At 59.5% G+C, this 23,677-nt stretch carries 24 protein-coding genes; 15 read left to right on the top strand and 9 right to left on the bottom strand.

The annotated features are described in order from the left end of the window. A partial coding sequence (locus C1X29_RS26965; protein WP_102718825.1) for a magnesium transporter CorA family protein occupies nucleotides 1-900 on the bottom strand: 900 nt, incomplete at its 3' end. A gap of 7 nt (nucleotides 901-907) precedes the next feature. Beyond that, complete coding sequence (locus C1X29_RS26960) at nucleotides 908-2,482, bottom strand: RimK family protein (RefSeq protein ID WP_102686225.1); 1,575 nt, start codon at nucleotides 2,480-2,482, stop codon at nucleotides 908-910. A gap of 92 nt (nucleotides 2,483-2,574) precedes the next feature. Here C1X29_RS26960 and C1X29_RS26955 point away from each other — a divergent pair, with 92 nt between their 5' ends. Next, nucleotides 2,575-3,678, top strand: a complete 1,104-nt coding sequence (locus C1X29_RS26955; protein WP_102686226.1) for a GNAT family N-acetyltransferase/peptidase C39 family protein — start codon at nucleotides 2,575-2,577, stop codon at nucleotides 3,676-3,678. Nucleotides 3,679-3,683: 5 nt separating this feature from the next. Here C1X29_RS26955 and C1X29_RS26950 read toward each other — a convergent pair whose 3' ends face one another. Together C1X29_RS26950 and C1X29_RS26945 are read right to left on the bottom strand one after the other, a co-directional pair. After that, nucleotides 3,684-4,829, bottom strand: a complete 1,146-nt coding sequence (locus C1X29_RS26950) for a PQQ-dependent sugar dehydrogenase (protein ID WP_102718824.1) — start codon at nucleotides 4,827-4,829, stop codon at nucleotides 3,684-3,686. A 50-nt stretch (nucleotides 4,830-4,879) separates the two neighbouring features. Continuing rightward, nucleotides 4,880-5,221 carry a hypothetical protein gene (locus tag C1X29_RS26945; protein WP_102718823.1) on the bottom strand — a complete coding sequence of 114 codons (342 nt, stop codon included), beginning with the start codon at nucleotides 5,219-5,221 and terminating at the stop codon, nucleotides 4,880-4,882. Between the two features lie 194 nt (nucleotides 5,222-5,415). Here C1X29_RS26945 and C1X29_RS26940 point away from each other — a divergent pair, with 194 nt between their 5' ends. Continuing rightward, nucleotides 5,416-6,276: a Ku protein gene (locus C1X29_RS26940; protein WP_102686229.1), complete on the top strand. Its 861-nt coding sequence runs from the start codon at nucleotides 5,416-5,418 to the stop codon at nucleotides 6,274-6,276. 42 nt (nucleotides 6,277-6,318) lie between these two features. On the opposite strand, the gene lpxO is transcribed toward C1X29_RS26940, so the two are convergent. Next, entirely contained in the window at nucleotides 6,319-7,218 is a 900-nt protein-coding gene (lpxO, locus tag C1X29_RS26935) for a lipid A hydroxylase LpxO (RefSeq protein WP_102718826.1), read from the bottom strand. A gap of 392 nt (nucleotides 7,219-7,610) precedes the next feature. Here lpxO and C1X29_RS26930 point away from each other — a divergent pair, with 392 nt between their 5' ends. Both C1X29_RS26930 and C1X29_RS26925 read left to right on the top strand, forming a co-directional pair. Further along, nucleotides 7,611-9,197 carry an ABC-F family ATPase gene (locus C1X29_RS26930; RefSeq protein ID WP_045121838.1) on the top strand — a complete coding sequence of 529 codons (1,587 nt, stop codon included), beginning with the start codon at nucleotides 7,611-7,613 and terminating at the stop codon, nucleotides 9,195-9,197. A 289-nt stretch (nucleotides 9,198-9,486) separates the two neighbouring features. Then, the gene (locus C1X29_RS26925; protein WP_085745769.1) at nucleotides 9,487-10,674 is read left to right on the top strand and encodes an MFS transporter; all 1,188 of its coding nucleotides are present in this window, start codon (nucleotides 9,487-9,489) and stop codon (nucleotides 10,672-10,674) included. A 4-nt stretch (nucleotides 10,675-10,678) separates the two neighbouring features. On the opposite strand, the gene C1X29_RS26920 is transcribed toward C1X29_RS26925, so the two are convergent. Beyond that, on the bottom strand, nucleotides 10,679-11,716 hold the full coding sequence (locus C1X29_RS26920) for a dienelactone hydrolase (protein ID WP_102718822.1): 1,038 nt from the start codon (nucleotides 11,714-11,716) through the stop codon (nucleotides 10,679-10,681). Nucleotides 11,717-11,951: 235 nt separating this feature from the next. Further along, nucleotides 11,952-12,563, bottom strand: a complete 612-nt coding sequence (locus C1X29_RS26915) for an FMN-dependent NADH-azoreductase (RefSeq protein ID WP_102686230.1) — start codon at nucleotides 12,561-12,563, stop codon at nucleotides 11,952-11,954. Nucleotides 12,564-12,690: 127 nt separating this feature from the next. Between C1X29_RS26915 and C1X29_RS26910 the strand changes: the two genes are divergently transcribed. Next, nucleotides 12,691-13,599, top strand: a complete 909-nt coding sequence (locus tag C1X29_RS26910) for a LysR substrate-binding domain-containing protein (RefSeq protein ID WP_102686231.1) — start codon at nucleotides 12,691-12,693, stop codon at nucleotides 13,597-13,599. Next, entirely contained in the window at nucleotides 13,596-13,955 is a 360-nt protein-coding gene (locus C1X29_RS26905; RefSeq protein ID WP_064381756.1) for an MmcQ/YjbR family DNA-binding protein, read from the top strand. The genes C1X29_RS26910 and C1X29_RS26905 overlap by 4 nt, the downstream gene beginning before the upstream one ends. On the opposite strand, the gene C1X29_RS26900 is transcribed toward C1X29_RS26905, so the two are convergent. Continuing rightward, nucleotides 13,952-14,380, bottom strand: a complete 429-nt coding sequence (locus C1X29_RS26900; protein WP_085745774.1) for a DUF1294 domain-containing protein — start codon at nucleotides 14,378-14,380, stop codon at nucleotides 13,952-13,954. The genes C1X29_RS26905 and C1X29_RS26900 overlap by 4 nt on opposite strands. Then, the gene (locus C1X29_RS26895) at nucleotides 14,377-15,207 is read right to left on the bottom strand and encodes an undecaprenyl-diphosphate phosphatase (RefSeq protein WP_085745775.1); all 831 of its coding nucleotides are present in this window, start codon (nucleotides 15,205-15,207) and stop codon (nucleotides 14,377-14,379) included. Before C1X29_RS26895 ends, C1X29_RS26900 begins: the two co-directional genes overlap by 4 nt. A gap of 303 nt (nucleotides 15,208-15,510) precedes the next feature. Here C1X29_RS26895 and C1X29_RS26890 point away from each other — a divergent pair, with 303 nt between their 5' ends. The 9 genes from C1X29_RS26890 (at nucleotide 15,511) to C1X29_RS26850 (ending at nucleotide 23,637) form a co-directional block, all read left to right on the top strand. After that, nucleotides 15,511-17,145 carry a methyl-accepting chemotaxis protein gene (locus C1X29_RS26890; protein WP_102718821.1) on the top strand — a complete coding sequence of 545 codons (1,635 nt, stop codon included), beginning with the start codon at nucleotides 15,511-15,513 and terminating at the stop codon, nucleotides 17,143-17,145. Nucleotides 17,146-17,227: 82 nt separating this feature from the next. Next, complete coding sequence (pnuC, locus tag C1X29_RS26885; RefSeq protein ID WP_007957471.1) at nucleotides 17,228-17,791, top strand: nicotinamide riboside transporter PnuC; 564 nt, start codon at nucleotides 17,228-17,230, stop codon at nucleotides 17,789-17,791. Beyond that, on the top strand, nucleotides 17,788-18,312 hold the full coding sequence (locus C1X29_RS26880; RefSeq protein ID WP_102718820.1) for an AAA family ATPase: 525 nt from the start codon (nucleotides 17,788-17,790) through the stop codon (nucleotides 18,310-18,312). The genes pnuC and C1X29_RS26880 overlap by 4 nt, the downstream gene beginning before the upstream one ends. A 356-nt stretch (nucleotides 18,313-18,668) precedes the next feature. Beyond that, nucleotides 18,669-19,118 (top strand): hypothetical protein, encoded by a 450-nt coding sequence (locus tag C1X29_RS26875; protein WP_085745779.1) that lies wholly within the window; start codon nucleotides 18,669-18,671, stop codon nucleotides 19,116-19,118. Further along, nucleotides 19,119-19,691, top strand: coding sequence for an adhesin (locus C1X29_RS26870; protein WP_102718819.1), 573 nt, complete (start codon nucleotides 19,119-19,121; stop codon nucleotides 19,689-19,691). Between the two features lie 73 nt (nucleotides 19,692-19,764). Beyond that, the gene (locus C1X29_RS26865; RefSeq protein ID WP_102718818.1) at nucleotides 19,765-20,754 is read left to right on the top strand and encodes a heme utilization protein; all 990 of its coding nucleotides are present in this window, start codon (nucleotides 19,765-19,767) and stop codon (nucleotides 20,752-20,754) included. A 62-nt stretch (nucleotides 20,755-20,816) separates the two neighbouring features. Beyond that, nucleotides 20,817-21,497, top strand: coding sequence for a C39 family peptidase (locus C1X29_RS26860; protein WP_007957477.1), 681 nt, complete (start codon nucleotides 20,817-20,819; stop codon nucleotides 21,495-21,497). Nucleotides 21,498-21,540: 43 nt separating this feature from the next. Beyond that, nucleotides 21,541-22,287, top strand: coding sequence for a hypothetical protein (locus tag C1X29_RS26855; protein WP_085745781.1), 747 nt, complete (start codon nucleotides 21,541-21,543; stop codon nucleotides 22,285-22,287). A gap of 45 nt (nucleotides 22,288-22,332) precedes the next feature. Beyond that, the gene (locus tag C1X29_RS26850; RefSeq protein WP_085745782.1) at nucleotides 22,333-23,637 is read left to right on the top strand and encodes a transporter; all 1,305 of its coding nucleotides are present in this window, start codon (nucleotides 22,333-22,335) and stop codon (nucleotides 23,635-23,637) included. Nucleotides 23,638-23,677 lie beyond the last annotated feature (40 nt).

The raw sequence follows: 23,677 nt of genomic DNA, 5'->3' as shown, positions 1-23,677 counted from the left end.
GAACAGCATCCCGCCCGCCCCCAGCAGCATCGCCGCCAGGAACAACGGGTACGACACCCACCACGGCGTGCCGGCGGTCATCATGCTGAATTCCGACATGCCGCCGATGCTCGCAATCAGGTTGAGCGGCAGGAACACCACGTTGATCAGCGTCAGTTTGCGCAGCAGGTTGTTCATGCTGTTGTTCATCAGGTTGCCCCGGGCGTCGATCAGCCCGGAGAACACCGTCGAATAGATTTCCGCCTGCTTGTAGCACTGGTTGTTTTCGATGATCAGGTCGTCGATCAGGCCGATGGCTTCGCTGCCGAAATGCTGCTTTTCCGCGTGATTGCGCAACCGCGTCAGCACCGCGCCGTTGCTGTGCAGGGCGTTGATGTAATAGATCAGGCTTTCGCTGAGGTTGAACATCTGCACCAGATGCTGGTTTTGCATCGAGGCGTTGAATTTCTGCTGCAACTCCCGGGCGACCAATTTGATCACCTTCAGATGCCCGAGGTAGTGATGGATGTTGTTGAACAGCAGATCCAGCAACACGTCCAGCGGCGTGTTCAGTGGCTGACGTGTGCCGACACCGTGCAGCGGCGTGTCGTCCGTGGCGATTACCAGCAACTGGCCCGGTGAGAACAGCAAACCGCAGGACGACACCTCGAACGCCAGGCTGCCGCCGCCGGAATAGTTTTCCGGGCGTTTCCAGATCAGAAACAAGTGATCGGGGTGAAACTCGATCCGCGACACCTCGTCCGGATCCAGCGCCGAGGCCAGCGCGTGTTCATCGAGTTTGAAGTGACTGTGCAGCAAGTCGCGCTCGGCGGCGTCGGGGTCGCTGAACAGCATCACCTCGGCGTCCAGTCGCTCGACCCGCTGCAAACCGCCGTGATTCAGTGCAAAGCTGTTGATCATCGGCCGGTCACCAGGCCTGCCCGCGGCGTTTGAGTTCGAGACGCCGCACGAATTCTTCCAGTACCAGTGAATACAAATCGTCCTGCAGGTAGGCGTCTTCGATGCCTGCGTCGAGGTTCGGGTTATCGTTGACCTCGATTACCACCACCTTGTCGCCGGCCTGCTTGAGGTCAACCCCGTACAAGCCGTCGCCGATCAGGTTGGCGGTCTTCACCGCCAGTTCCACCACCGCGCGCGGCGCTTCGTGAATCGCCAGCGTGCGGCATTCGCCGTTGACGTCCTGGCCCTTGGCCTTGTGGTTGTAGATCTGCCAATGGCCCTTGGACATGAAGTACTGGCAGGCGAAGATCGGTTTGCGGTTGAGCACGCCGATGCGCCAGTCGTACTCGGTGTAGAAAAACTCCTGGGCCAGCAACAGCACCGAATGTTCGAACAGCTCGGCGGTGGCCTCCAGCAAAGCCTCTTGGCTCTCAACCTTGATCACGCCACGGGAGAAACATCCGTCGGGGATCTTCAGCACCAGCGGAAAACCGAGGCGTTCGCCGACCCGCTCGAAGTCCTCGGGTCGCTCCTTGTAGAGAATTTCCGTGGCCGGCATGCCCAGTTGATGGCTGTTGAGCAGGTCGGTCAGGTAGACCTTGTTGGTGCAGCGCAGGATCGACGTCGGGTCGTCCATCACCACCAGACCTTCGCTTTCGGCCTTCTTGGCGAAGCGATAAGTGTGGTTGTCGACGCTGGTGGTCTCGCGGATCAGCAGGCCGTCGTACTCGGCCAGCCTTGCGTAGTCCTTGCGTTCGATCAGCTCGACATCGATGCCCATGCCCTTGCCGACCCGCACAAAGTTTTCCAGTGCGCGGGCGTTGGACGGCGGCAACGCCTCCTGCGGATCGTGCAGGATCGCCAGATCATAACGCGCCACTTGCGGCGAACGCGGTACGCGCCAGATCTTGCGGCTGAAACCGTCCAGCGCATTGGCGAACTGATCTTCCTGATCGTCACGCAACTTGTGCAAGGCACCGGACTTTATGCCTTCGATATGCCATCCGTTAGTTCTGCGAAACTCAACTAACAGAATCGGGCACGGAAATACTTCAAACAATTGCCGGGCCAGATCCTGCAACGGCTCGATATGGGTTTTGCCGAAATAAAGTGTCAGCGTAAAACCTTCGGTATCGCTGTAAAGATGATGACTGAGGGCTTTTTCCAGGGTTTTATCCAGGTCATCCAGCGCCAGACCGTAAAGGGATTTTCGCGTCAGTTCGCTGATGGTGCGCACCGAAGGAATCACCTTGTGCCCGCGCGCTTCAGCCAGCAGCGAGCAGTAATAACCGTGCCCCAGATACTTGTAGCTGCGGCACAGGTTGATCACCTGCACCCGTTTTCCCGGCTCGCTGTCGGGTGGTTGTTCAAGGTATTCCTGGGCCGTCAGGATGTCTTCGCTGGGGAAATACGAGGCCCAGTCTTCCTTGCGTTCGACGATGATCAACACTTGACTGGAAGTTCTGATCTGCGGTTTTAAATAAGTTGCCGGTGGCAAACTTTGACTGGATACTTCGCGCCAATGACCCTGTACCGCTGACATAGAAATTGATCCGTTGGAGAACAAGACCTTTTCTATTAAGCACGAAGTTTTTCGAAAGTCCCGTTTCGTTACGCAACTTTTACGGTGGTCATATGAATGCTGTTTTTCGCCTGGCGGTCGTTGATGATTTGCCAGCGTTGCTCACGCTGGAGATGCACTGTTTCACCACGGACCGGCTCACCCGCCGCAGTTTCCAATGGATGATCACCCGGGCCCACGGGCAATTGTGGGTGGCCGAACGTGAGGGCCAACTCGCCGGTTATGCGCTGGTGCTGTTTCATCGCGGCACCTCGCTGGCCCGGCTGTATTCGATTGCGATTGCTCCCGAGGCGCGCGGCGGTGGTCTGGGCAAGCAATTGCTGCAACGGATCGAGGCCTGCGCGCTTGAGTACGACTGCGCCTACCTGCGGCTGGAAGTGCGCACCGACAATCCGTCCGCCATCGCTCTGTACGAGCGCAACGGTTACCGACGTTTTGCCCTGATCCATGACTACTACGAGGATCACACCGACGCACTGCGTCTGGAGAAACGCATTCTCCAGCACCGCGACTCACGCAACATCAAGGTCCCCTTTTACCGACAAACCACCGACTTCACCTGCGGCCCGGCCTGCCTGCTGATGGCCATGGGTGCGTTGCAGGCCGATCGTTTGCTGGAGCGGCGCGAGGAATTGCAGTTGTGGCGCGAGGCAACCACGGTGTTCATGACGGCTGGCCATGGCGGTTGCAGCCCGCAAGGTCTGGCACTGGCAGCCTGGCGCCGGGGCTTCAAAGTACGTTTGCAACTGAGCATAACCGGACCGCTTTTTCTCGACGGAGTACGTGACGCGCATAAAAAAGACGTCATGCGCCTGGTCCATGACGAGTTCATGACGCAACTGAACGACACAGACGTCGATCAGGTCATTGGCGTAATGCTGGACTTGCCCGCATTGCTGACCAACGGCGGTCAACCCCTGGTGCTGATCAGCAGCTATCGCCTGACCCGGTCCAAATCGCCGCACTGGGTGATCGTCACAGACTGCGATGAAGACTTCGTCTACCTGCACGACCCGGATGTCGATCACAGCCAGCATCGTCAGCCCATGGACTGCCAGCACGTGCCGGTCAGCCATGGGGAGTTCGAGAAGATGTGCCGCTTCGGTCGTGGCAAGTTGCGGGCAGCGGTGGTGCTTTACGCCCGCTCGCCCGCATGACGCATTTATTTGAGTCCGACCTTGTACAGCGAACCATCGGACTCATCGGTCAGCACATACAGGTAACCGTCCGGCCCTTGGCGCACATCACGGATCCGCTGCTTCAGTTCGCCCAGCAAGCGTTCCTCATGCACCACCTTGTCGCCGTCGAACTGCAAACGGATCAGCTCCTGCGTCACCAGCGCACCGATGAACACGTTGTGCTGCCAGGGTTTGAAGCGATCGGCATCGTAGAAGGCCATGCCGGTGACGCCCGGGGATTTTTCCCAGACATGGTGCGGCCCTACCGTGCCTTCTGCGGTTTTGCCCTTGGCTTCCGGGATCGGTTGCATGGAATAGTTGATGCCGTGGGTCGCCAGCGGCCAGCCGTAATTCTTGCCGCGCTCGATGATGTTCACCTCGTCGCCGCCGCGCGGGCCGTGCTCGTTTTCCCACAGGGTTCCGGTCCACGGATTGAGCGCGGCGCCCTGGGGATTGCGGTGGCCGTAAGACCAGATCTCCGGGCGCACGCCGGACTGGCCGACAAAGGGGTTGTCATCCGGCACCTTGCCGTCGGGGTAGATCCGCACAACCTTGCCTTGCAGCTTGTCCAGGTCCTGCGCGGTCGGACGGTCGTTGTTTTCGCCCAGGGTAATGAACAGGTAACCGTCGCGGTCGAACACCAGTCGCGAGCCGAAGTGGTTGCCGACCGACAGTTTCGGTTCCTGACGGAAAATCACGTTGAAGTCCTTCAGGGTTTTCAGGTCGTCCGACAGACGCCCGCGCCCGACCGCCGTTCCGGCTTTGTCACCCGCTCCGCCGCCCTCGGCATAGGACAGGTACACGAGGCGATCCTGTTTAAAGTCCGGTGACAGCACCACATCGAGCAATCCGCCCTGCCCTTTGGCCCAGACGTCCGGCACACCGGTGATCGGCGCGGACAGTTTGCCGTCAGCGCCTACCACACGCAGGTTACCGGGGCGCTCAGTCACCAGCATGCACTGGCGATCCGGCAGGAACGCCAAGGCCCATGGGTGCTTGAGCCCTTGGGTAATCGTTGTGACCTCGAGGGTGCCCTGCTCGCTTTGCAGCTCTTTCGGAGCGGCAGCGAACGCCGGGCTAGTGATCAGTGCACTGGCACACAGGCCGGCCAGAAGGGTTTTACGCAACATGCACGATTCCTTTTGTTCGTGTGAAGGGCTGACAGAAGCGGTTCTGCCATTCAACGGTTGCTCCCGCTGTCACGGGCTGGAGGATTGGGGATGAAGGTGGGTGGCGTGCTCGGGACGGAGCGCAGCGGCTGGCCATTGCCGATGCCGCGGTTTTCCAGGGTCGGCGGGCGTGGCACTGGCACCGTGTTCGGCCCGCGAACAGGCGGAGCGCTGGGCTGGGTGCCCTGCATGCTGTTGGGGTTGACCCGGCGGATCGGGCTGTTGTAGGGGTTGTTGCTGTTGCCGGTCGGACTTTGCGCCAGCAACAACGGTGAATGCGTGATTGCGCCCTCTGCGTGAACCAGACCACCAGTGAGGGCGAGCAATGCAATGCCAAGCAGGAAACGGTTCATGAACGGCCTCTTTCGATGCACGTGGATTAGAGCCTTCGAGTCCACGCTACGCCCAGGGTTCGGATTTGTTAACCCGTCACCGCTAAACAAGATGTAACACGGCTTGACCTGCCGTTTACCGCCGCCCCCCGCAAACAACGGAAACTTTTACGCCGGGCCACGGGTCACCCGAACATCACTCGGAGAACAGCACCATGGCTCGGGCAATCTGGAAAGGCGCAATCAGTTTCGGTCTGGTGCACATCCCCGTTGCGCTGGTTTCGGCGACCTCGTCCCAAGGCGTCGATTTCGACTGGCTCGACAGCCGCAGCATGGACCCGGTCGGCTATAAACGGGTCAACAAGGTCACCGGCAAGGAAGTCACCAAGGAGCACATCGTCAAAGGCGTGCAGTTCGAAAAAGGCCGCTATGTGGTGCTCAGCGAGGAAGAGATCCGTTCGGCACACCCGGTTTCGACCCAGACCATCGACATCTTCGCCTTCGTCGACAGCGAGCAAATTCCGTTGCAGAACATCGACACGCCCTATTACCTGGCCCCGGACAAGCGCGGTGGCAAGGTCTACGCCCTTCTGCGTGAAACCCTGAGCAAAACCCAAAAGGTCGCCCTCGCCCGTGTGGTTTTACACACGCGTCAGTATCTGGCCGCGTTGATGCCCCTGGAGTCGGCATTGGTGCTGGTGAAACTGCGCTGGCCTCAGGAAGTGCGCAGCCTTGATGAACTGGCACTGGGCAGCGAAGTGACCAAACCGCAGTTGGCCAAGGGTGAACTGGACATGGCCAAGCGGCTGGTGGAAGACATGACGGCAGACTGGACGCCCGAGGACTACAACGACGAGTTCGAAAACAAGATCATGGCGCTGGTGGACAAAAAGGCCCATGAAGGCAAGATCGAAGACGTTGAAACCGTTTCCGGTGAGGAAGAGCGCAAATCGGCCGATGTTATCGACCTGACCGAACTGCTCAAGCGCAGCCTCGGCGGGAAAGCCCCGGCCAAACCGGCGAAGAAGACCGCCAGCAAGGCAACACCAGCGAAGAAGACCAAAAGAGCGTCGTGAAAATGAAATCGGGCGACTGCCTTTCAACAGTCGCCCGATGCGTCAGATCAGAATAAAGATCGCCAGCAGTCCGCCGAAGATCGCCCACTTTTCCATGTAATAGAGCTTGCGATTGCGCTTCTTCAGCTCTTTGCCGCGCAGTCGAATCTTGTAGATTTTGGTAAACAATCGGTTGATGCCACCGGTGCGGTCACCCGCGTCGTTCGGTGCACCGGCCGCCGACATCACGGTACGGCTGAACCAGCCGTTGAACGCCGCTGCCCAGCGATACTTCATCGGACGTTCGACGTCACAAAACAGAATGATGCGATTCTGGTCGGTGGTGTTTTCTGCGTAATGAATGAAGGTCTCATCGAACATCACCGCTTCGCCATCACGCCAGTGATAGTTCTCGCCATCGACATTGATGTAGCAACCGGCGTCGTTCGGCGTTTCCAGGCCCAGGTGATAACGGTAGGAACCGGCGTAAGGATCGCGGTGACGCACCAGTTTCGAGCCCGGCGGCAATTCTGCAAACATCGCAGCCTTGATCGAGCCGATGCTCTGCACCAGTTCGGTAGTACGTGGGCACAGTTGCAGTGCCGACGGGTGGCTGTCGCCGTACCACTTCAGGTAGAAACGCTTCCAGCCGGTCTTGAAGAACGAGTTGAAACCGACGTCGTCGTACTGATTCGAGCGCTTGATCTCACCGGCGCGCAGCAGGTTGCGGCCTTCCTCGCGGATTTCTTCCCAGTGGGTCTGTAACGGAGTCAGGTCGGGAAAATCCTTCGGATCGAGATACGGCGTGTTGGGCTTTTTCGAGAACAGATAAAGGAAGCAGTTGATCGGTGCCAGAAACGAAGAGTGATCGCTAAGTTGTCGACCGAGCTTGTGGCGCACGCGACCACGCAGATGAACGTATGCAATGGAAATGACATATACAGCGGCAATGATGAGTTTCACGGAAATCGTCACACGTCAGAAGTGAGCAAACTGCGCGCCTTCAGGGCTGTGGCCCAAGGTCTGTGGCAGTGGTCTGAAATCAAAAAAAACGTCCCGGTGGCGCATCCTTGAGCCCATGCCGTACAAGGCATTGGGTGAATGGATGGCATTTTAGCCACAGTTTGTAACCAATAGTGAACACTCGTCTGTGAAAAACTGTCCCGCGATCGCGCCAAACGGCAATCGGGATGTCACCGCCCTATCGTTTAAAGAGCCAGACCAGTACAATCGCCGCCAAACTTTACGCGCCCCCCTTGGTTGATGACGGGATTGTCCCGCCTCAGCGCACTTCGACTCGGGCCAAGCGCTCCGGCTGCACCCTCGCTACTCAGCACGCTTCGCAGGAAAAACCTTTGATTTCTACAGCTAACATCACCATGCAGTTCGGCGCCAAGCCGCTGTTTGAAAACGTTTCGGTCAAATTCAACGGCGGCAACCGCTACGGCCTGATCGGCGCCAACGGTTGCGGCAAGTCGACCTTCATGAAAATCCTCGGCGGCGACCTCGAGCCGTCCGGTGGCCAGGTCATGCTGGAGCCGAACATTCGCCTGGGTAAATTGCGCCAGGATCAGTTCGCCTACGAAGAATTCACCGTGATCGACACCGTGATCATGGGTCACGAGGAGCTGTGGAAGGTCAAGGCCGAGCGTGACCGCATCTACTCGCTGCCGGAAATGAGCGAAGAAGACGGCATGGCCGTGGCCGAGCTGGAAACCGAGTTCGCCGAGATGGACGGCTACACCGCCGAATCCCGCGCCGGTGAACTGCTGCTGGGTCTGGGTATTCCGCTGGAACAGCATTTCGGCCCGATGACCGAAGTGGCTCCGGGCTGGAAGCTGCGTGTTCTGTTGGCCCAGGCACTGTTCTCTGATCCGGAAGTGCTGCTGCTCGACGAACCGACCAACCACCTGGACATCAACACCATCCGCTGGCTGGAAACGATTTTGACGGCGCGTAACAGCACCATGATCATCATTTCCCACGACCGTCACTTCCTGAACAGCGTCTGCACCCACATGGCCGACCTGGACTACGGCGAGCTGCGTCTGTTCCCGGGCAACTACGACGAGTACATGACCGCGGCGACCCAGTCCCGCGAGCAACTGCTGTCGGACAACGCCAAGAAGAAAGCCCAGATCGCCGAACTGCAAACGTTCGTCAGCCGCTTCTCGGCCAACGCCTCGAAAGCCAAGCAGGCCACTTCCCGCGCCAAGCAGATCGACAAGATCCAGCTGGCCGAGGTCAAGCCATCGAGCCGCGTGAGCCCGTTCATCCGTTTCGAACAGACCAAAAAGCTGCACCGTCAGGCCGTGACCATCGAGCAGATGTCCAAGGGCTTCGACGGCAAGACCCTGTTCAAGAACTTCAGCTTCACCGTTGAAGCCGGCGAGCGCGTGGCGATCATCGGCCCGAACGGCATCGGCAAGACCACCCTGCTGCGCACGCTGATGGGCGAACTGACCCCGGACGCAGGCACGGTGAAGTGGACTGAAAGCGCGGAGCTGGGCTACTACGCTCAGGACCACGCCCACGACTTCGAAGACGACGTCAGCCTGTTCGACTGGATGGGTCAGTGGACTCAGGGCGAGCAAGTGATCCGTGGCACCCTCGGTCGCATGCTGTTCTCCAACGACGAGATCCTCAAGTCGGTGAAGGTGATTTCCGGTGGTGAGCAAGGTCGCATGCTGTTCGGCAAGCTGATCCTGCAAAAGCCGAACGTACTGGTAATGGACGAACCGACCAACCACCTGGACATGGAATCGATCGAGGCGCTGAACCTGGCGCTGGAAAACTACCCGGGCACGCTGATCTTCGTCAGCCACGACCGTGAGTTCGTATCGTCCCTGGCCACCCGCATCATCGAGCTGAGCCCGAACGGCGTGACCGACTTCAGCGGCACCTACGACGATTACCTGCGCAGCCAAGGCGTAGTGTTCTGAGTCGAATCGAGCGGTAAACAGAAAGCCCTGTCCTTGTGACAGGGCTTTTTTTTGCTCATTGCTGATCGTTCCCACGCTCTGCGTGGGAATGCCTCAAGGGAGGCTCCGTGTTCCAGCTCTCGAATGGGACGCAGAGCGTCCCGGGCTGCATTCCCACGCGGAGCGTGGGAACGATCAACATGAGGACGTGGGTGCGTGGTGCGTGGAATCGATCGTTAGCCTGCTTTCTTTTATTTCAGCGCCACGCCATGATGCGGACTCTCCCACCGCCGCCCGCGAACGAGTTCTCATGTCTGCGCAGCAACAGCCACCGCAAAGCTCCATGGCGATCACCCTGCAGATCGTCTCCATCGTTTTCTATACCTTTATTGCCTTCCTCTGCATCGGCCTGCCGATTGCGGTGCTGCCCGGTTACGTGCACGAACAACTGGGTTTCAGTGCCGTGATCGCGGGGCTGGTGATCGGTTCGCAATACCTGGCCACTCTGCTCAGTCGGCCCATGGCCGGGCGCATGTCGGATACCGTCGGGACCAAACGGGCGATTGTTTACGGCTTGTCGGGGATCGTACTCAGCGGCTTGTTGACGCTTGTCTCTACGTTGCTGCAGGACTTCCCGCTGACGAGCCTGATCATCCTGATCGCCGGGCGCTTGCTGCTCGGTATCGCGCAAGGATTGATCGGCGTCGGCACCATCAGTTGGTGCATGGGTCAGGTAGGGGCGGAACATACCGCCCGTTCCATCGGCTGGAACGGCATCGCCTCTTATGGCGCCATCGCCATCGGCGCGCCGTTGGGTGTGCTGATGGTGGCCGACTACGGCTTTACCAGCCTCGGGATCGCGCTCTCGGTATTGGCCGCTGGCGCCCTGTTGCTGATCCGCAACAAGCCTTCGGTGCCGGTGGTGCGCGGCGAACGCCTGCCGTTCTGGAATGTATTCGGACGCATTGCACCGTTCGGCGCCAGTCTGAGCCTGGCTTCGATCGGTTACGGCACCCTGACCACCTTCATCACCCTGTATTACCTCAATCGCGGCTGGACCGGCGCGGCGTACTGCCTGACGGTATTCGGTGTTTGCTTCATCCTGTCGCGACTGCTGTTCATTTCAGCCATCGCACGTTTTGGCGGTTTTGCGTCCGCCATCGCCTGCATGGCCATCGAGACCGTCGGCCTGTTGCTGCTGTGGCTCGCACCCTCGACCGCGTATGCCTTGATCGGCGCAGGCCTGGCCGGATTCGGTCTGTCGCTGGTATACCCGGCGCTGGGCGTTGAAGCGATCAAGCAGGTGCCCAACTCCAGCCGTGGTGCCGGGCTGAGTGCCTATGCGGTGTTTTTCGATCTCGCATTGGCGATTGCCGGCCCGTTGATGGGCGCGGTGGCGTTGAATCTGGGGTATTCGTGGATTTTTCTGATCGCTGCACTGCTGTCCGTCACCGGACTGGCGCTGACGTTATGGCTCAAGCGTCGGGCGATGGCCTGAGCCTTTACTGATCCGCCGTCTGCATCCCCGCGCGGGTCGGCCTGCCCAGAGCGTGGGAGAAGAACCGCCCGGCCTCGGAAATCAGGTTGCGATGGATGTCTTCGCGATCCACGCCATCGGCATCGGTGCACAGCGCCGGCATGGCGAGGATCTGCTCTTGGGTGCACGGCGCCATGAACACAAAGTGCCCTGCCCCGGCCAGCAATTTGAAGTCGGGCGCGGTCGGCAGCTTGCGCGCCAGGGCGGCGGCGTTTTTGTCGAAGGCCACCAGTTTGTCGCCGTCACCGCTGTAGAGCAGCACCGGCACGTGCACATCGGCCAGGGTGTGACGACCAAACTTGAGGCTCAGCGGCGCCATCAGCAGCAATGCATGCACGCGTGGATCGGCCACCGGTTGCAGATCGTCGCGATCGACAATCAACTCACCCTGGGTGTTGCAGGCGTCGCGGTCGTCCGGGCGTTCCTGGCAGTAACGGCGCAGACGATCCAGATCAGGCTGTGCGCCGGACAGAATCAACGCGGTCTCGCCGCCTGCCGAATAACCAATGACGCCAACCTGATCAGCATTCACGTACGGCGCGAGCATGCGGTCGCCCAACGTGGCGGTAATGGCTTCGGAAATCTGGATCGGCCGGCCGTAAAGGTTGCTCAGCGTACCGAGGCGGCTGTGATCCTTGGAGTTGTCGCCGGGGTGAATCACCGCCACCACCACAAAGCCCTTGCGTGCCAGTGACGTGGCCAGGTCGTGCAGCGCCAAGGGCGTGCCGGTGTTGCCGTGGGACAGCATCAGCATCGGGAAGCGGCCGATGGCGACTTTGGTGTCTTCGCCGGCCTCGACCGAATAGCCTTCGAGCAGGCTCATGTGTTCGCGATCGCTGGAGGGATAGAACGCGATGGCACGCATCGGTTGCAGGTCGAGCGGGTCGAGGAACGTCATCTCGTGATAGCCGACGCTCCAGCGTGGGTGCTGCCCGGGCGCAGCGTGCACTGAATTCAGGCTGCCGAGCAGGCAAATCAGTAACGCTGCACAAAGACGCATCATGGGATGCCCCACCCTGTTGTTACTCAATCGAAAGATCCGTTGTGTTCGACGCCCGAAATTCCGAGGTTCGGTGATCCGGCGCGGCGTTGCACTCAGACGTTGATCATCAGACTGCATAACCCGGGCCAGATAATGTAACAGTCGGAAACAAAAAACTCCGTATCTGGCCCTTGCGGATCCAGAATACAGAGTTTTTTTGGGTTTGCCTGAACAGGAGCTGTTCTTTACGCAAGCCTTACGCGGCGGCGAACAGTTGCTCGCTGATCTTCGCCTGAGCAGCGCTCATGGCGCTGTTGCGCACTTCTTCGCCATAGGCCAGGCCTTCAGCACGCACGACTTCGATGTCGGTGATGCCGAGGAAGCCGAACACCAGCTTCAGGTAGTCTTCGTGCGCCACGCCCGAAGCCTGACCTGCGTGGATGCCGCCAGCGGTGGACACGATCACCACTTTCTTGCCACCGCACAGGCCTTCAGGGCCGGCTTCGGTGTAGCGGAAGGTCTGGCCGGCAACGGCAATGCGGTCGATCCAGGCTTTGAGCTGGGTCGGCACGGTGAAGTTGTACATCGGTGCAGCGACGACGATGGCGTCGGCGGCGATGAATTCGGCCAGGGTGGTGGCGCTCAGTTCGGCTTCGTGCTGTTGTGCGGCGTTGCGCAGTTCAGCGGTGGTGCCGGCGGCAACCAGAGTGGTCGACGAGAAGTGGCTGATGGCGTCGGCGGCCAGGTCGCGGTAGGTCACGACAGCGCTTGGCTCGGCGGCTTGCCAGGCTTGAGTCACTTGACTGCTCAGCTGACGGGAAGCGGAGTTGTCGCCCAGAATGCTCGAATCGATGTGCAGCAGTTTCATGTGGAATCTCCTGGAATGAATCGCCGGTGGCGACGGAATGGAGACAATCCTACCGACGAAACCAATAGCTGATTAGACGGCAACAATGCGATAGTTTGTCCCACTGATAGAACAGTCGGATTTCCCCATGCAAGACCTCAACGATCTCTACTATTTCGCCAAAGTGGTCGAGGCTGGCGGATTCGCCGCCGCCGGCCGCTTACTGGGCATTCCCAAGTCACGCCTTTCACGGCGCATCGCCGAGCTGGAAGAACGCCTCGGCGCACGCTTGCTGCAACGCACCACTCGCCAATTGAAGCTGACGGCGGTCGGCGAACGCTATCTGCGTCACTGTCAGGCAATGCTGCTGGAAGCGGAAATGGCCGACGAGACGGTCGCCAGCATGTCCAGCGAGCCTCGCGGACGCCTGCGCGTTTCAAGCCCTACCGGGCTGGCCCATGAAATGCTGCCAGTGGTGATCAGCAATTTCCTTGGCAAATACCCTCAGGTGCAGCTGGAAGTCACCCTGATCAATCGCCGGGTCGACCTGATTACCGAAGGCATCGACGTGGCCCTGCGCGTGCGCGAACACGGCGATGAAGAACCGATGCTGGTGACCCGCCGCCTGCGGCAAGCGCAAATGGTGGTGGTGGCTAGCCCTTCCTTTATACAAGGCGTGGAAATCAATCATCCGCAAGACTTGAAGAACTTGCCGGTGTTAGGCGCTTTGGAGGCCGACCGCATGGTGCATGTGCGCCTGCTCGATCAGCACGGCAAGAGTTGCGATCTGGCGCTGGAAGCCCGGCTGGGGATCGACGATTTCATCGTGCGCAAGGCGTGTGTGCTGGCCGGCCAGGGTTTCACCCTGTTGCCGATGATGTATTGCGAAGCCGAGTTGAATAACGGCACGCTGGTGCAATTGTTGCCGGACTGGTCACTGCCTGGCGGCTGGCTGCAAGCGGTGTATCCGCATCGGCGCGGGGTGATGCCGGCGGTGCGCGCGTGGATCGATCATCTGGTCGAATCGTTCAATGCCTGTGGAGAACGGCTGTTATGAAACAAGGAAAGATGAGCGAGAAGGACGTCGCAGAGTTCTGCCTGGCCCTGCCCGGCGCCCGGGAAGACTACAAATGGGGTGGCGTGCGGGTGTTTTCGATTGCCGGCAACAAGATGTTCGCCTTGCAGGGATTGCGCGGTGATTCGCTGGCATTCAAGGTCGACAAGGACCTGTTTCTCGGTCATTGCGACCGGCCGGGCATTCACCCGGCGCCGTATCTGGCCCGGGCGCAATGGATCATCATGCACCCGCCCTACCCGCTGGGCGCCGAGGAACTGCAAGGGTTGCTGCAGCGTTCTCATCAACTGGTGGTGAGCAAGCTGCCCAAGCGCGTGCAGGTCGGGCTGTTGCTCTAGAACAGCGCCAGCAGGTTGGAACCGAGGAACAACTGATCGATCCAGAACATCTGGTGCAACGCCACGATCATCCAGAACAGCACCTGAAACGACACCTTGCGCGTCTTGTGCCGGAAGACCTGCTGGGCGATCAACGCGCCAGGCCAGCCGCCGGCCAGTTCCACGGCGTGCAGGATGTTCTCCGGCGTACGCCAGGCGTCGGCGCGGGCCTTGCGCTTGTCCGCCCAGTACAGGAAAAACGCCAGCACGCTGACCAGCCCGTAAGCCGTCAGCGGTACCAGGGAAATCCCGCGCAGCCACATCGACAGCGAGCCGGACAACGGCAAGGCGCAGACGATCAGCAGCACCACCAGCTTCAATTTCAGATGCTGAACATTGCCACCGGAAGGTCCGCGTTCCGGGCGACGTGCGCGGGAATCACTCATGGCTGGGCGGCCGTCCAGTCGACCCAGCCGAACTGCCAGGTCGCCAGAATCACCAGACCGAAGACGATCCGATACCAGGCGAACGCCGCGTAGCTGTGGCTGCCAATAAACTTGAGCAAACCGCGCACGGCGATCATGGCGAAGATGAAGGCCGTGACAAAACCGATGGCGAACACCGGAAAATCTGCCGGTACGAACAGGTCGCGATACTTGTAGCCCGAGTACACCGCCGCACCGACCATGGTGGGCATCGCCAGGAAGAACGAAAACTCGGTGGCGGTCTTGCGCGACAGGCCGAACAGCAGGCCGCCGATGATGGTCGAGCCAGAGCGCGAGGTGCCGGGGATCATTGCCAGGCACTGGGCGAAGCCAATCTTCAGTGCATCCGTCCAGCGAATCTCGTCGACCGTTTCGGCATGGACTTCATGCTGACGCTGTTCGGCCCACAGCATCACGATCCCGCCCACCACCAGCGCGGCGGCAACGGTGATCGGGTTGAACAGGTAGTGATGAATCAAGTCGGCGAAGATCACCCCCAACACCACGGCGGGCATGAAAGCGATCAGCAGGTTGACCGTGAAGCGCCGCGCACTCGGCTGGGTCGGCAAGCCGATGACCACGTCGAGAATCTTGCGTCGAAACTCCCAGACCACCGCGAGAATCGCGCCGAGCTGAATGATGATGTTGAACGCCATGGCCCGCTCGCCTCCGAAATCGAGCAAGTCGGCAACAATGATCTGGTGTCCGGTACTGGAAATGGGCAAAAACTCCGTCAGCCCCTCTACAACTCCAAGAATTAGTGCCTGCAAGGCCGTCCAAAGATCCATCAATCCCCCAGAGAGCGATGCGCAGCGGCATGCTCCGATAGTATTTTTTACGTTCACTTCGTTCAGCGTAGCTGGTTGTAGCTGTACCGATTCCGCACGCGCAGGATCCACACGAAACAGTCAAAATTCCGTGAAAAATCAATTTGGATTCAGGTTTTCACGCGCGGGGCCGAAATCCTAACAGACAAGTCGTAATCGCGCTGCCGCGTTCTACGACTTGGGTCGCGTATGCCCGGTCACCGAAACGTGGTTGGATGCTGGCGGTGGTTTATTACAAGAAAAAGAATCCGGAGTGACAGCGTTATGAACAGCTTGCGCAGTGTGTCGATCAGCCGACGCTTGTGGCTCATCTTGATTGTGGCGGTGGTCATGCTCCTGACGTTGGGCGTGTTGATGCTCAAGCAGATCCACGATGACCTGTATCACGCCAAGGCCCAGAAAACCCAGCATGTGGTGCAGACCGCCAGCGGTTTGCTGACCTACTACCAAGGCCTTGAAGCGGCAGGCACCCTGACCCGCGACGTGGCGCAGAAACAGGCGCTGACCGCGATCCGCGGCCTGCGTTATGACCAGAACGACTACTTCTGGATCAACGACCTCACGCCCGTGATGGTCATGCACCCGACCAACCCAAAGCTTGAAGGCCAGAACCTCTCGACGATACGGGATCCGGACGGTTTTGCGGTGTTCAACGAAATGGTCGCCATCGCCAAGGCCAAGGGCGCCGGCATGGTCGATTATCGCTGGCCCAAACCCGGCGCCAGTGAACCGGTGGCCAAGACCTCCTACGTGAAACTGTTCGAGCCGTGGGGCTGGGTCATCGGTTCGGGCGTGTACGTCGACGACGTGCAGGCCGAGTTTCAGGGGCAGGTGATCAAGGCGTCGGTGGTCGGGCTGGTCATCGCGGTGATCATGGCGCTGCTGGTGATCCTGATCGCGCGCAGCATCGTCCGCCCGTTGCAGGAAACCGTGAACGCCATGGCCAACATTGCCAGCGGCGAAAGCGATCTGACTCGCAGCCTCGACACCCACGGCCAGGACGAAGTCACTCAACTGGCCCATCACTTCAATGCCTTCACCGCCAAGTTGCGCCGGGTGATCGGTGACTTGCAGGTGTCCGCCAGCGCATTAGGCCAGTCGTCCAGCGAATTGGGCAATGATGCAGCGCAGGCCCAGCAACGCAGCCAACAGCAGTCGCAGCAGATGGAACTGGTGGCTACTGCCGTCAACGAAGTGACCTACGGCGTACAGGACGTGGCGAAGAATGCCGAACACGCCGCCAGCGAAATGCGTGATGCCGAGGCGCAGGCCCAGCAAGGCCAGATCAACATCGATGGCAGCCTGCAGCAGATCGACAAGCTCTCCGGCACCATCGATCAGGCCGTTGAAGTCATCCGCACGCTGGCGACGGAAAGCACGCAGATCGGCAGCGTGCTGGAGGTGATCCGTTCAATTGCCGAGCAGACCAACCTGCTCGCCCTCAACGCCGCGATTGAAGCGGCTCGCGCCGGTGAACAGGGTCGCGGTTTTGCGGTGGTGGCTGACGAAGTGCGTTTGCTGGCTCAGCGCACGCAGAAGTCCACGGCGGAGATTCAGACGATGATCGAACGCCTGCAGAATCACTCCGAAGCCGCCGTGAAGGTGATCGGCGACAGCAGCAAGGCCTCGCAACTGACCATCGAACAGGCCGGCCTCGCCAGCGCCAGCCTGAACGCCATCGGCCAGGCGCTGCGCAACCTCAACGGCCTGAACGCCTCTATTGCCAGCGCAACGCTGCAGCAGGCGCACGTGGTCGAGGACATCAATCAGAACGTCACCCAGGCGGCGGGCTTGTCCCACAGCACCGCGCTGGCGGCCGAACAGTCGAGCGTGGCCAGCGTGCGCCTGGGCCAACTCAGCGAGCAGTTGAACGGTTTGCTGCGCCAGTTCCGCGTCTGATAGCCCTTGCAGGTGGGAACTCGTTTCCCACCTGTTTTTCGGTACAATCCGCTCCCTCTTTTATTCCCCCCAAGGATTCTGCATGTCCGGGCTTGAACTGTTTGCCGCCGCTCTCGGCGTGATCGCCGTGTGGCTCACGGTCAAACAGAACCCGTGGTGCTGGCCGATCGGGCTGGTCATGGTGTCGCTCTACACCTGGGTGTTCTTCGAGGTGAAGCTGTATTCGGACATGCTGCTGCAGGTGGTTTATGCCGGGCTGCAAATCTATGGCTGGTGGCAATGGACACGGGCCGGGACGATGCATGACGGGCGCGAAGTCAGCCGGCTCGACAATCGCTCGATTGCGCAGGGCCTGGCCATCGGCGCGGTGGGCAGTCTGTTACTGGGCGCGGCCATGGCTCACTGGACGGACGCTGCACAACCGTGGCTCGACGCGGCGCTGACCGGTTTCAGCCTGGTCGCGCAATTCTGGATGGCCCACAAGCGCCTGCAATGCTGGGCGCTGTGGTTCGTGCTGGATGTGATCTTCGTCGGGCTGTTCCTCTATAAAGGGCTGTACCTCACGGCGGCGCTGTATGCGCTGTTCACCCTGATCGCGGTGCAAGGCTGGCGCGAATGGCGTGCCGATCCGGCGTTGCAGCGATGAAAGTAATCGTTCTGACCGGCCCCGAATCCACGGGCAAGAGCTGGCTGGCGGCTGGAATCCAACAGCAGTTCGGCGGTTTGCGGGTGGACGAGTATGTGCGCTGGTTCATCGAGCAGAACCAGCGGGATACTTGCCTGGCCGATATCCCCGAGATCGCGCGCGGCCAGTTGCAATGGGAAGACGCGGCACGCACGCAGCAGCCGCAATTGCTGATTCTCGATACCCATCTGTTGAGCAACATTCTGTGGAGCCAGACCCTGTTCGGCGACTGCCCGCCCTGGCTGGAAACCGAATTGCTGGCCCGTCATTACGACCTGCACCTGCTGCTCTCCCCCGAGCAGATCGAGTGGACGGACGATGGTCAGCGTTGCCAGCCCGACTTGAGCGAACGGCTTGCGTTCTATCAGGCAACCCGAACCTGGCTGGAAACCCATCACCAGCCTTTGCAGATCATTCAGGGCAGTTGGGCGGATCGCCAGCAGCAAGCCTTCGACGCGGTTCGCGCCCTGCTCGCGGACTGACCCGGTTTTCGGGGCGTTTGCCCCGCCGCAGCCCCCTGTTTTGGGGCCAAAGTGTCCGTTCCTGAAACACTCTTTCGGGTGCAAAGTGCCCGTCTCAGCGCCCTTCATGCCTTTGTCATCCGACTTGTTACGCGGTTGAAACACTGCCCTGCAAACCCTTGTTCCAGAGCTTTGCAATGGCTATGGGGGGCGGGGAAGGTCCTGGCCTGTTTCAGCGTTGAAACAGTTTTTGTATCAGCCCTGCGCTAATCCAACCCAAGGCACTGAAATTCAAAGATATTTCAAAAGCGGCACAGCTTTCGCTCTCTCCTTCACAACGCTGACCAGGCCAGCCCACTGAAGAAGGAATTGCCACCGTGGGAAATATCAAAAAAGCCTTTACCTGCCTTCTGCTGATCGGATCAGCCGCCAGCCCGTTTCTCAGTTTCAACGTTCAGGCCGAAGGCAATGGCGTGATCGTGCTCAATCGTGACGTCCAGCCGATCCCGATCGGCCGCAGCGGCGGCAAAGACCCGTACCCCACCACCGTCAATGCCAATCCTTCGGGCCGCATCGGTCAAGCAATGACCAGCACCGAACTCAACGACGGTGAATTTGCCAGTGTAGCCAGCGGCTCCTCGATTCGCGGCAGCATCACCACCCCGACTTCGAACATCCCCGGCATGAACACTGTAACCAACCCCAATGGTTTGCCAGGCATGGGAGGTGGTCACGGCGGCGGCGCCGGCGGCTCGATCTCCAATACCGTCAACCGTGCCATGAGCTCCGGTCTTGCTCCGCTGACCCGTATGGCTGGAGGCCAATAAATGAATCGCTCTCTGCTCCTGCTCGCCCTCCTCGGCTGCACCAGCGTCATGGCCGACCCAAGCTCTGTGAACAACGCGAACATTCAAGACACCGGCATCCAGTATCGCGGCAACTACAACGTCAACCAGGCGGCAGGCGACCAGATGCAACAGACCAATACCAAAGCAATCGCCATTGGCACCAATGCCAGTGCGACCACCAGTGTCATCCAGCACATCAACACACCCGCCGAGCGCACTGGCAATGCCAGCGCCACCATTGGCGGCAACTCTTTCAGCAATGGCAACGGAATCCTGGGCGTGAATCAGGGCGCCGGGGCCAACAACCAGATGGCCAACGTTACGCGCGTCAGCATCAGTGCTGCCCCGCAGAGCGTTGACGATAGCGCCCTTTCCCAACAGAACGTGGCGTTGTTACCGAGCTCAGGAGCAACTGGCACCTCACCCGGCAGTCGCCAGGTCACGACAAGTGATCAGGCCTTCACCGGCAGCCGAGGGGTAATCCAGGTGAACCAGAGTGCCGGGGTGGGGAACCGAATGGCTAACACCCTGAGCATCCGGGTCGCTGACTGACCCAAACAACAAAAGCAGTGCAATTAGAAAGTACCAACACTTAACCAACTAATAAGCACGACGGAGAAACACCATGAAACCTACAATGGCCCTCAAACCACTGGTTTTCGCACTCGCAGCAGTGATGGCAATCGCAGCACAGGCAGGCGGTCGTGATGATAATCACGGTCATGGTAACGGGCATGGCAACCATGAACCAAAAGGCCCAACCCTGGAACAACTGCTGCAAATCGGCGCTGGCGCCGGGGCGGCAGTGCTCGACACGCAAAGCAGCTCTGGCAACCTGGTCGGCAACCAAGGCACCAAAAATGATGCCTCCGTCCGCGACTCGGCCAATGGCACCAACGGCAACGTTGGCATGAACAACACCGCCGGCGATGGCAACCAGCAAGACAATGCCGCCGCTCTGGCCACTGCCGATGAAAGTTTCATCTTCGGCTCTGCGGTGTCGGTCTCCAGCGCAACTCAAGTCAACACCAACAACGCCGTTGCGAACTACTCCACCACAAACAACGCCAACCTCAACAACGTGGGTAACGGCGGTTCCGGCAACATTGGCGTGAACAACAGTGCCGGCAACTTCAACCAACAGAAAAACAACCTGGCAATTGCTGTATCGGGTGGTCGTGTAGCTAACGCCGCTGCTGCTGCGAACCAAACCTCCACTGGCCTGACCGTAGCCAACAACGGCACTCAAACCTACAAAAAAGATACCCTCACCGGTACTTTCGCCGGGGCTGGCGCGTTCTACGCGAAGGGCACTGCAAAAATCGAAGACGACGATCACGGTCATGGCGGATATGGCAATAACGACAGAGGCCATGGTGGCGACAAAGATCAAAAAGCCAAATTCGAAGCAGTGGGCGTCTTTGGCCTGGCAGGTGTGACCACTCAACAAGTGATGACCCCTGATGGCTGGAAAAACCCTGTGACCAACAACGCTTCCATCTCCAATGTTGGTAACAACTTCTCGGGTAACGCTGGTTACAACAACGCCGCTGGTGTTGGCAACCAACAAAGCAACTCGCTGTCCATCGCCGCAGGTTGCAAAGCCTGCATGTAATCGCGATCGAAACGAAAGCCCCGGAAACGGGGCTTTTCCTCAGTCCCAAAGGCGTATCGATCATGCGTAAGACTGCCCTCCTCGCTCTGCTTTGCTTCTGCGGCCTGACCCAGGCTGCCCAGATGCCCGTTGCCGCCCTGCCTGGCGGCACACTCGTCTACAAGAACGTGCAAAGCATTCGTGAGCGCAAGTTTGCCGACATCGTCGAACAGAAAACCGACTTCAGCTGCGGCGCCGCCGCACTGGCCACGGTATTGCGCCAGGCTTATTGGCTCGACGTCGATGAGGAGCACATCATCAAAGGCATGCTGGTCAACGCTGACCAGGACCTTGTTCGTACTCAGGGTTTTTCCATGCTGGACATGAAACGCTACATAGAAAGCATCGGCATGCGCGCCAGGGGCTACAAGATTCCGCCGGAAAAACTCGACGCAGTCACGATCCCGGTGGTGGTACTGATGGAAATTCGCGGCTACAAGCATTTCGTGGTGATGCAGCGGGCGGACAAGGATTGGGTTTACATCGGAGACCCGGTTTTAGGACACAAACGCTACTCCCATGATGACTTTGTCAAAGGTTGGAACGGCATTGTCTTTGCCATCGTCGGCCCCGGATATGACAAGGCCAATGCCTTGCGCAGCCCTCCGGTACCGGTGACGGCCAAAAACAAGCTGGATGCCTTCAACCCGGTCAAAGATGCTGAATTGATGGACTTCGGGTTCATACAGAGCGACTTCTTTTAATCGCCGATTACAAGAGTGGGGCTGGATGTCCCGGGAGCAGCAGATGAAAACCTCATACTGGCTGGCCGCCGCCTGCCTGGCAGCGAGCGCGTCAGGCTATGCCAATGCAGGATTCAAACCCATCGAAATCAAGGACCAGGAGCTCGCTGAGCTACGCGGTCGCTATGTCATGCCGGGCCGGATCATCAGCTTCGGTGTCGTCATGAGCAGTACCTGGCGCAACGCCAGTGGAGATCTGATCGGGGCCTCGGCCACGATGCAATTGCAGGCAGCTTCGGTAAAACCCGAATTCTACGTCTCGACCATCAAGGAACACGGCAATGGCAGTACCCCGGAACTGGGGACTGGCTCGGTCGTGGGTGGCGCGGGACTCAACTCCAGCCAGGGCGTGACGCAGAGTGTGCGCGCCGCTGGCGACGGCAACGCCGCCTACAACAACGTTGCGATCAACGTCAAAGAAGCCAGTCAGGCACCTGCACTGATGCCTGCCCAGGGCCAGGCCTTGATGGCCGGCCAGACCATTTCCGGCAGCAACGGCGCTGGCAGCGTCGCGGTTTCAGCCACAAATGGCGGAGTGCAAATGGCCATTCAGGCCTCCGGCAATCAGGGTACAGCCTTGCAACAGGTCGCCCAGGGCGGACTGCTGCAAAACACCCGTTTGCTGGGTAACGCGAACGTAGTCAACAACCTGACACAACTCAACGTTGTCCTTAACAATAACGGCATGAGTGCCGGCGCACTGGACTGCAACCTGACTCAACTCAGGGCACTACGCAACATCGGATATTGAACTACGCTGAGTCTCGATCATTGGGCTTAAAGGGACGGCTTATTCATGTATCGATCAGTATCACTGCGTGCCGCTGTATGTTTGAGTACTCTTCTACCCGCGGCGATGTTGCAAGCGGCACCCGACGCAGATGTAGAAGCCCTGAAACAGGAACTTCTGGAGCTGAAACAACGATACGAAGTACAACAAAAAGCCCTGGCGGTACTCGAACAACGGGTCCGCCAGGTCGAAGAACAACCCGCCTCCCCACCTCCTAAACGCCTGGCCAAATCGCCTTCGGACATGAAAGGCAACCGGGTGGCTGCGGGAACCGGGGCTGCAGCAGCGTCGGGGGGCGCCGCCGGGGGCAGTGGCGCGTCCTATGGCCAGTCGCTGGCCGACGATTCGCAACCGGCACAGAGTGTGTCCAACCTGTACGACGAAGCCAGCGGCTTCTTTGGCGGCGGCAAGTTCAGCTTTGAAACCGGCGTGACCTATTCACGCTACGACACCCGCCAGCTGATTCTCAACGGCTTCCTCGCCCTGGACTCGATTTTCCTCGGCAACATCAACCTCGACCGGATCAAGGCCGACACCTGGACCCTCGACCTGACGGGACGCTACAACTTTGACAACCGCTGGCAGTTCGACCTGAACGTGCCGGTGGTCTACCGTGAATCGACCTATCAGTCCGGCGGCGGCAACGGAGGGGCCTCAAACGTCACCACCGAACAGGACGTAAGCCGCGATCCGACTATCGGCGACGTCAACTTCGGCATTGCGTACAAGTTCCTGGACGAGTCGGTCAATACCCCGGACGCCGTGGTTTCCTTGCGGGTCAAGGCGCCTACGGGCAAGGACCCGTTCGGGATCAAGCTGCGCCAGACCGATGCCAACTCGAACCTGTTCGTGCCTGACACCCTGCCCACCGGCAACGGCGTCTGGTCGATCACCCCGGGCATCTCGCTGGTCAAGACGTTTGACCCGGCCGTGCTGTTTGGCAGCCTGTCCTACACCCATAACTTCGAGGAATCGTTCGACGACATCAGCTCGACCGTCAACCAGAAAAACCCGGGCAAGGTACGCATCGGCGACAGCTTCCAGATTGGCGCGGGTGTTGCCTTCGCTCTGAACGAGAAGATGAGTATGTCGTTCTCCGTCTCTGACCTGGTGCAACGCAAGAGCAAGCTGAAACAGGATGGCGGGGATTGGGAATCGGTGGTGTCCAGCGACGCCAACGCCGGTTACTTCAACGTCGGCATGACCATTGCGGCCACCGACAACCTGACCATCGTGCCCAACCTGTCCATCGGCATGACGGACGATGCCCCGGACTTCTCCTTCAGCCTGAAATTCCCGTACTACTTTTAAACAGCAACATCATGAAAAGGCCCGCTGCGACTTGCATCGC

The sequence above is a fragment of the Pseudomonas sp. GW456-12-10-14-LB2 genome (assembly GCF_002884345.1).
GTDB classification, from domain to species: Bacteria; Pseudomonadota; Gammaproteobacteria; order Pseudomonadales; family Pseudomonadaceae; genus Aquipseudomonas; species Aquipseudomonas paraglycinae.
Note: the sequence above shows the minus strand (reverse complement) of the source record. Positions and strands in the feature narration are given on the sequence as shown.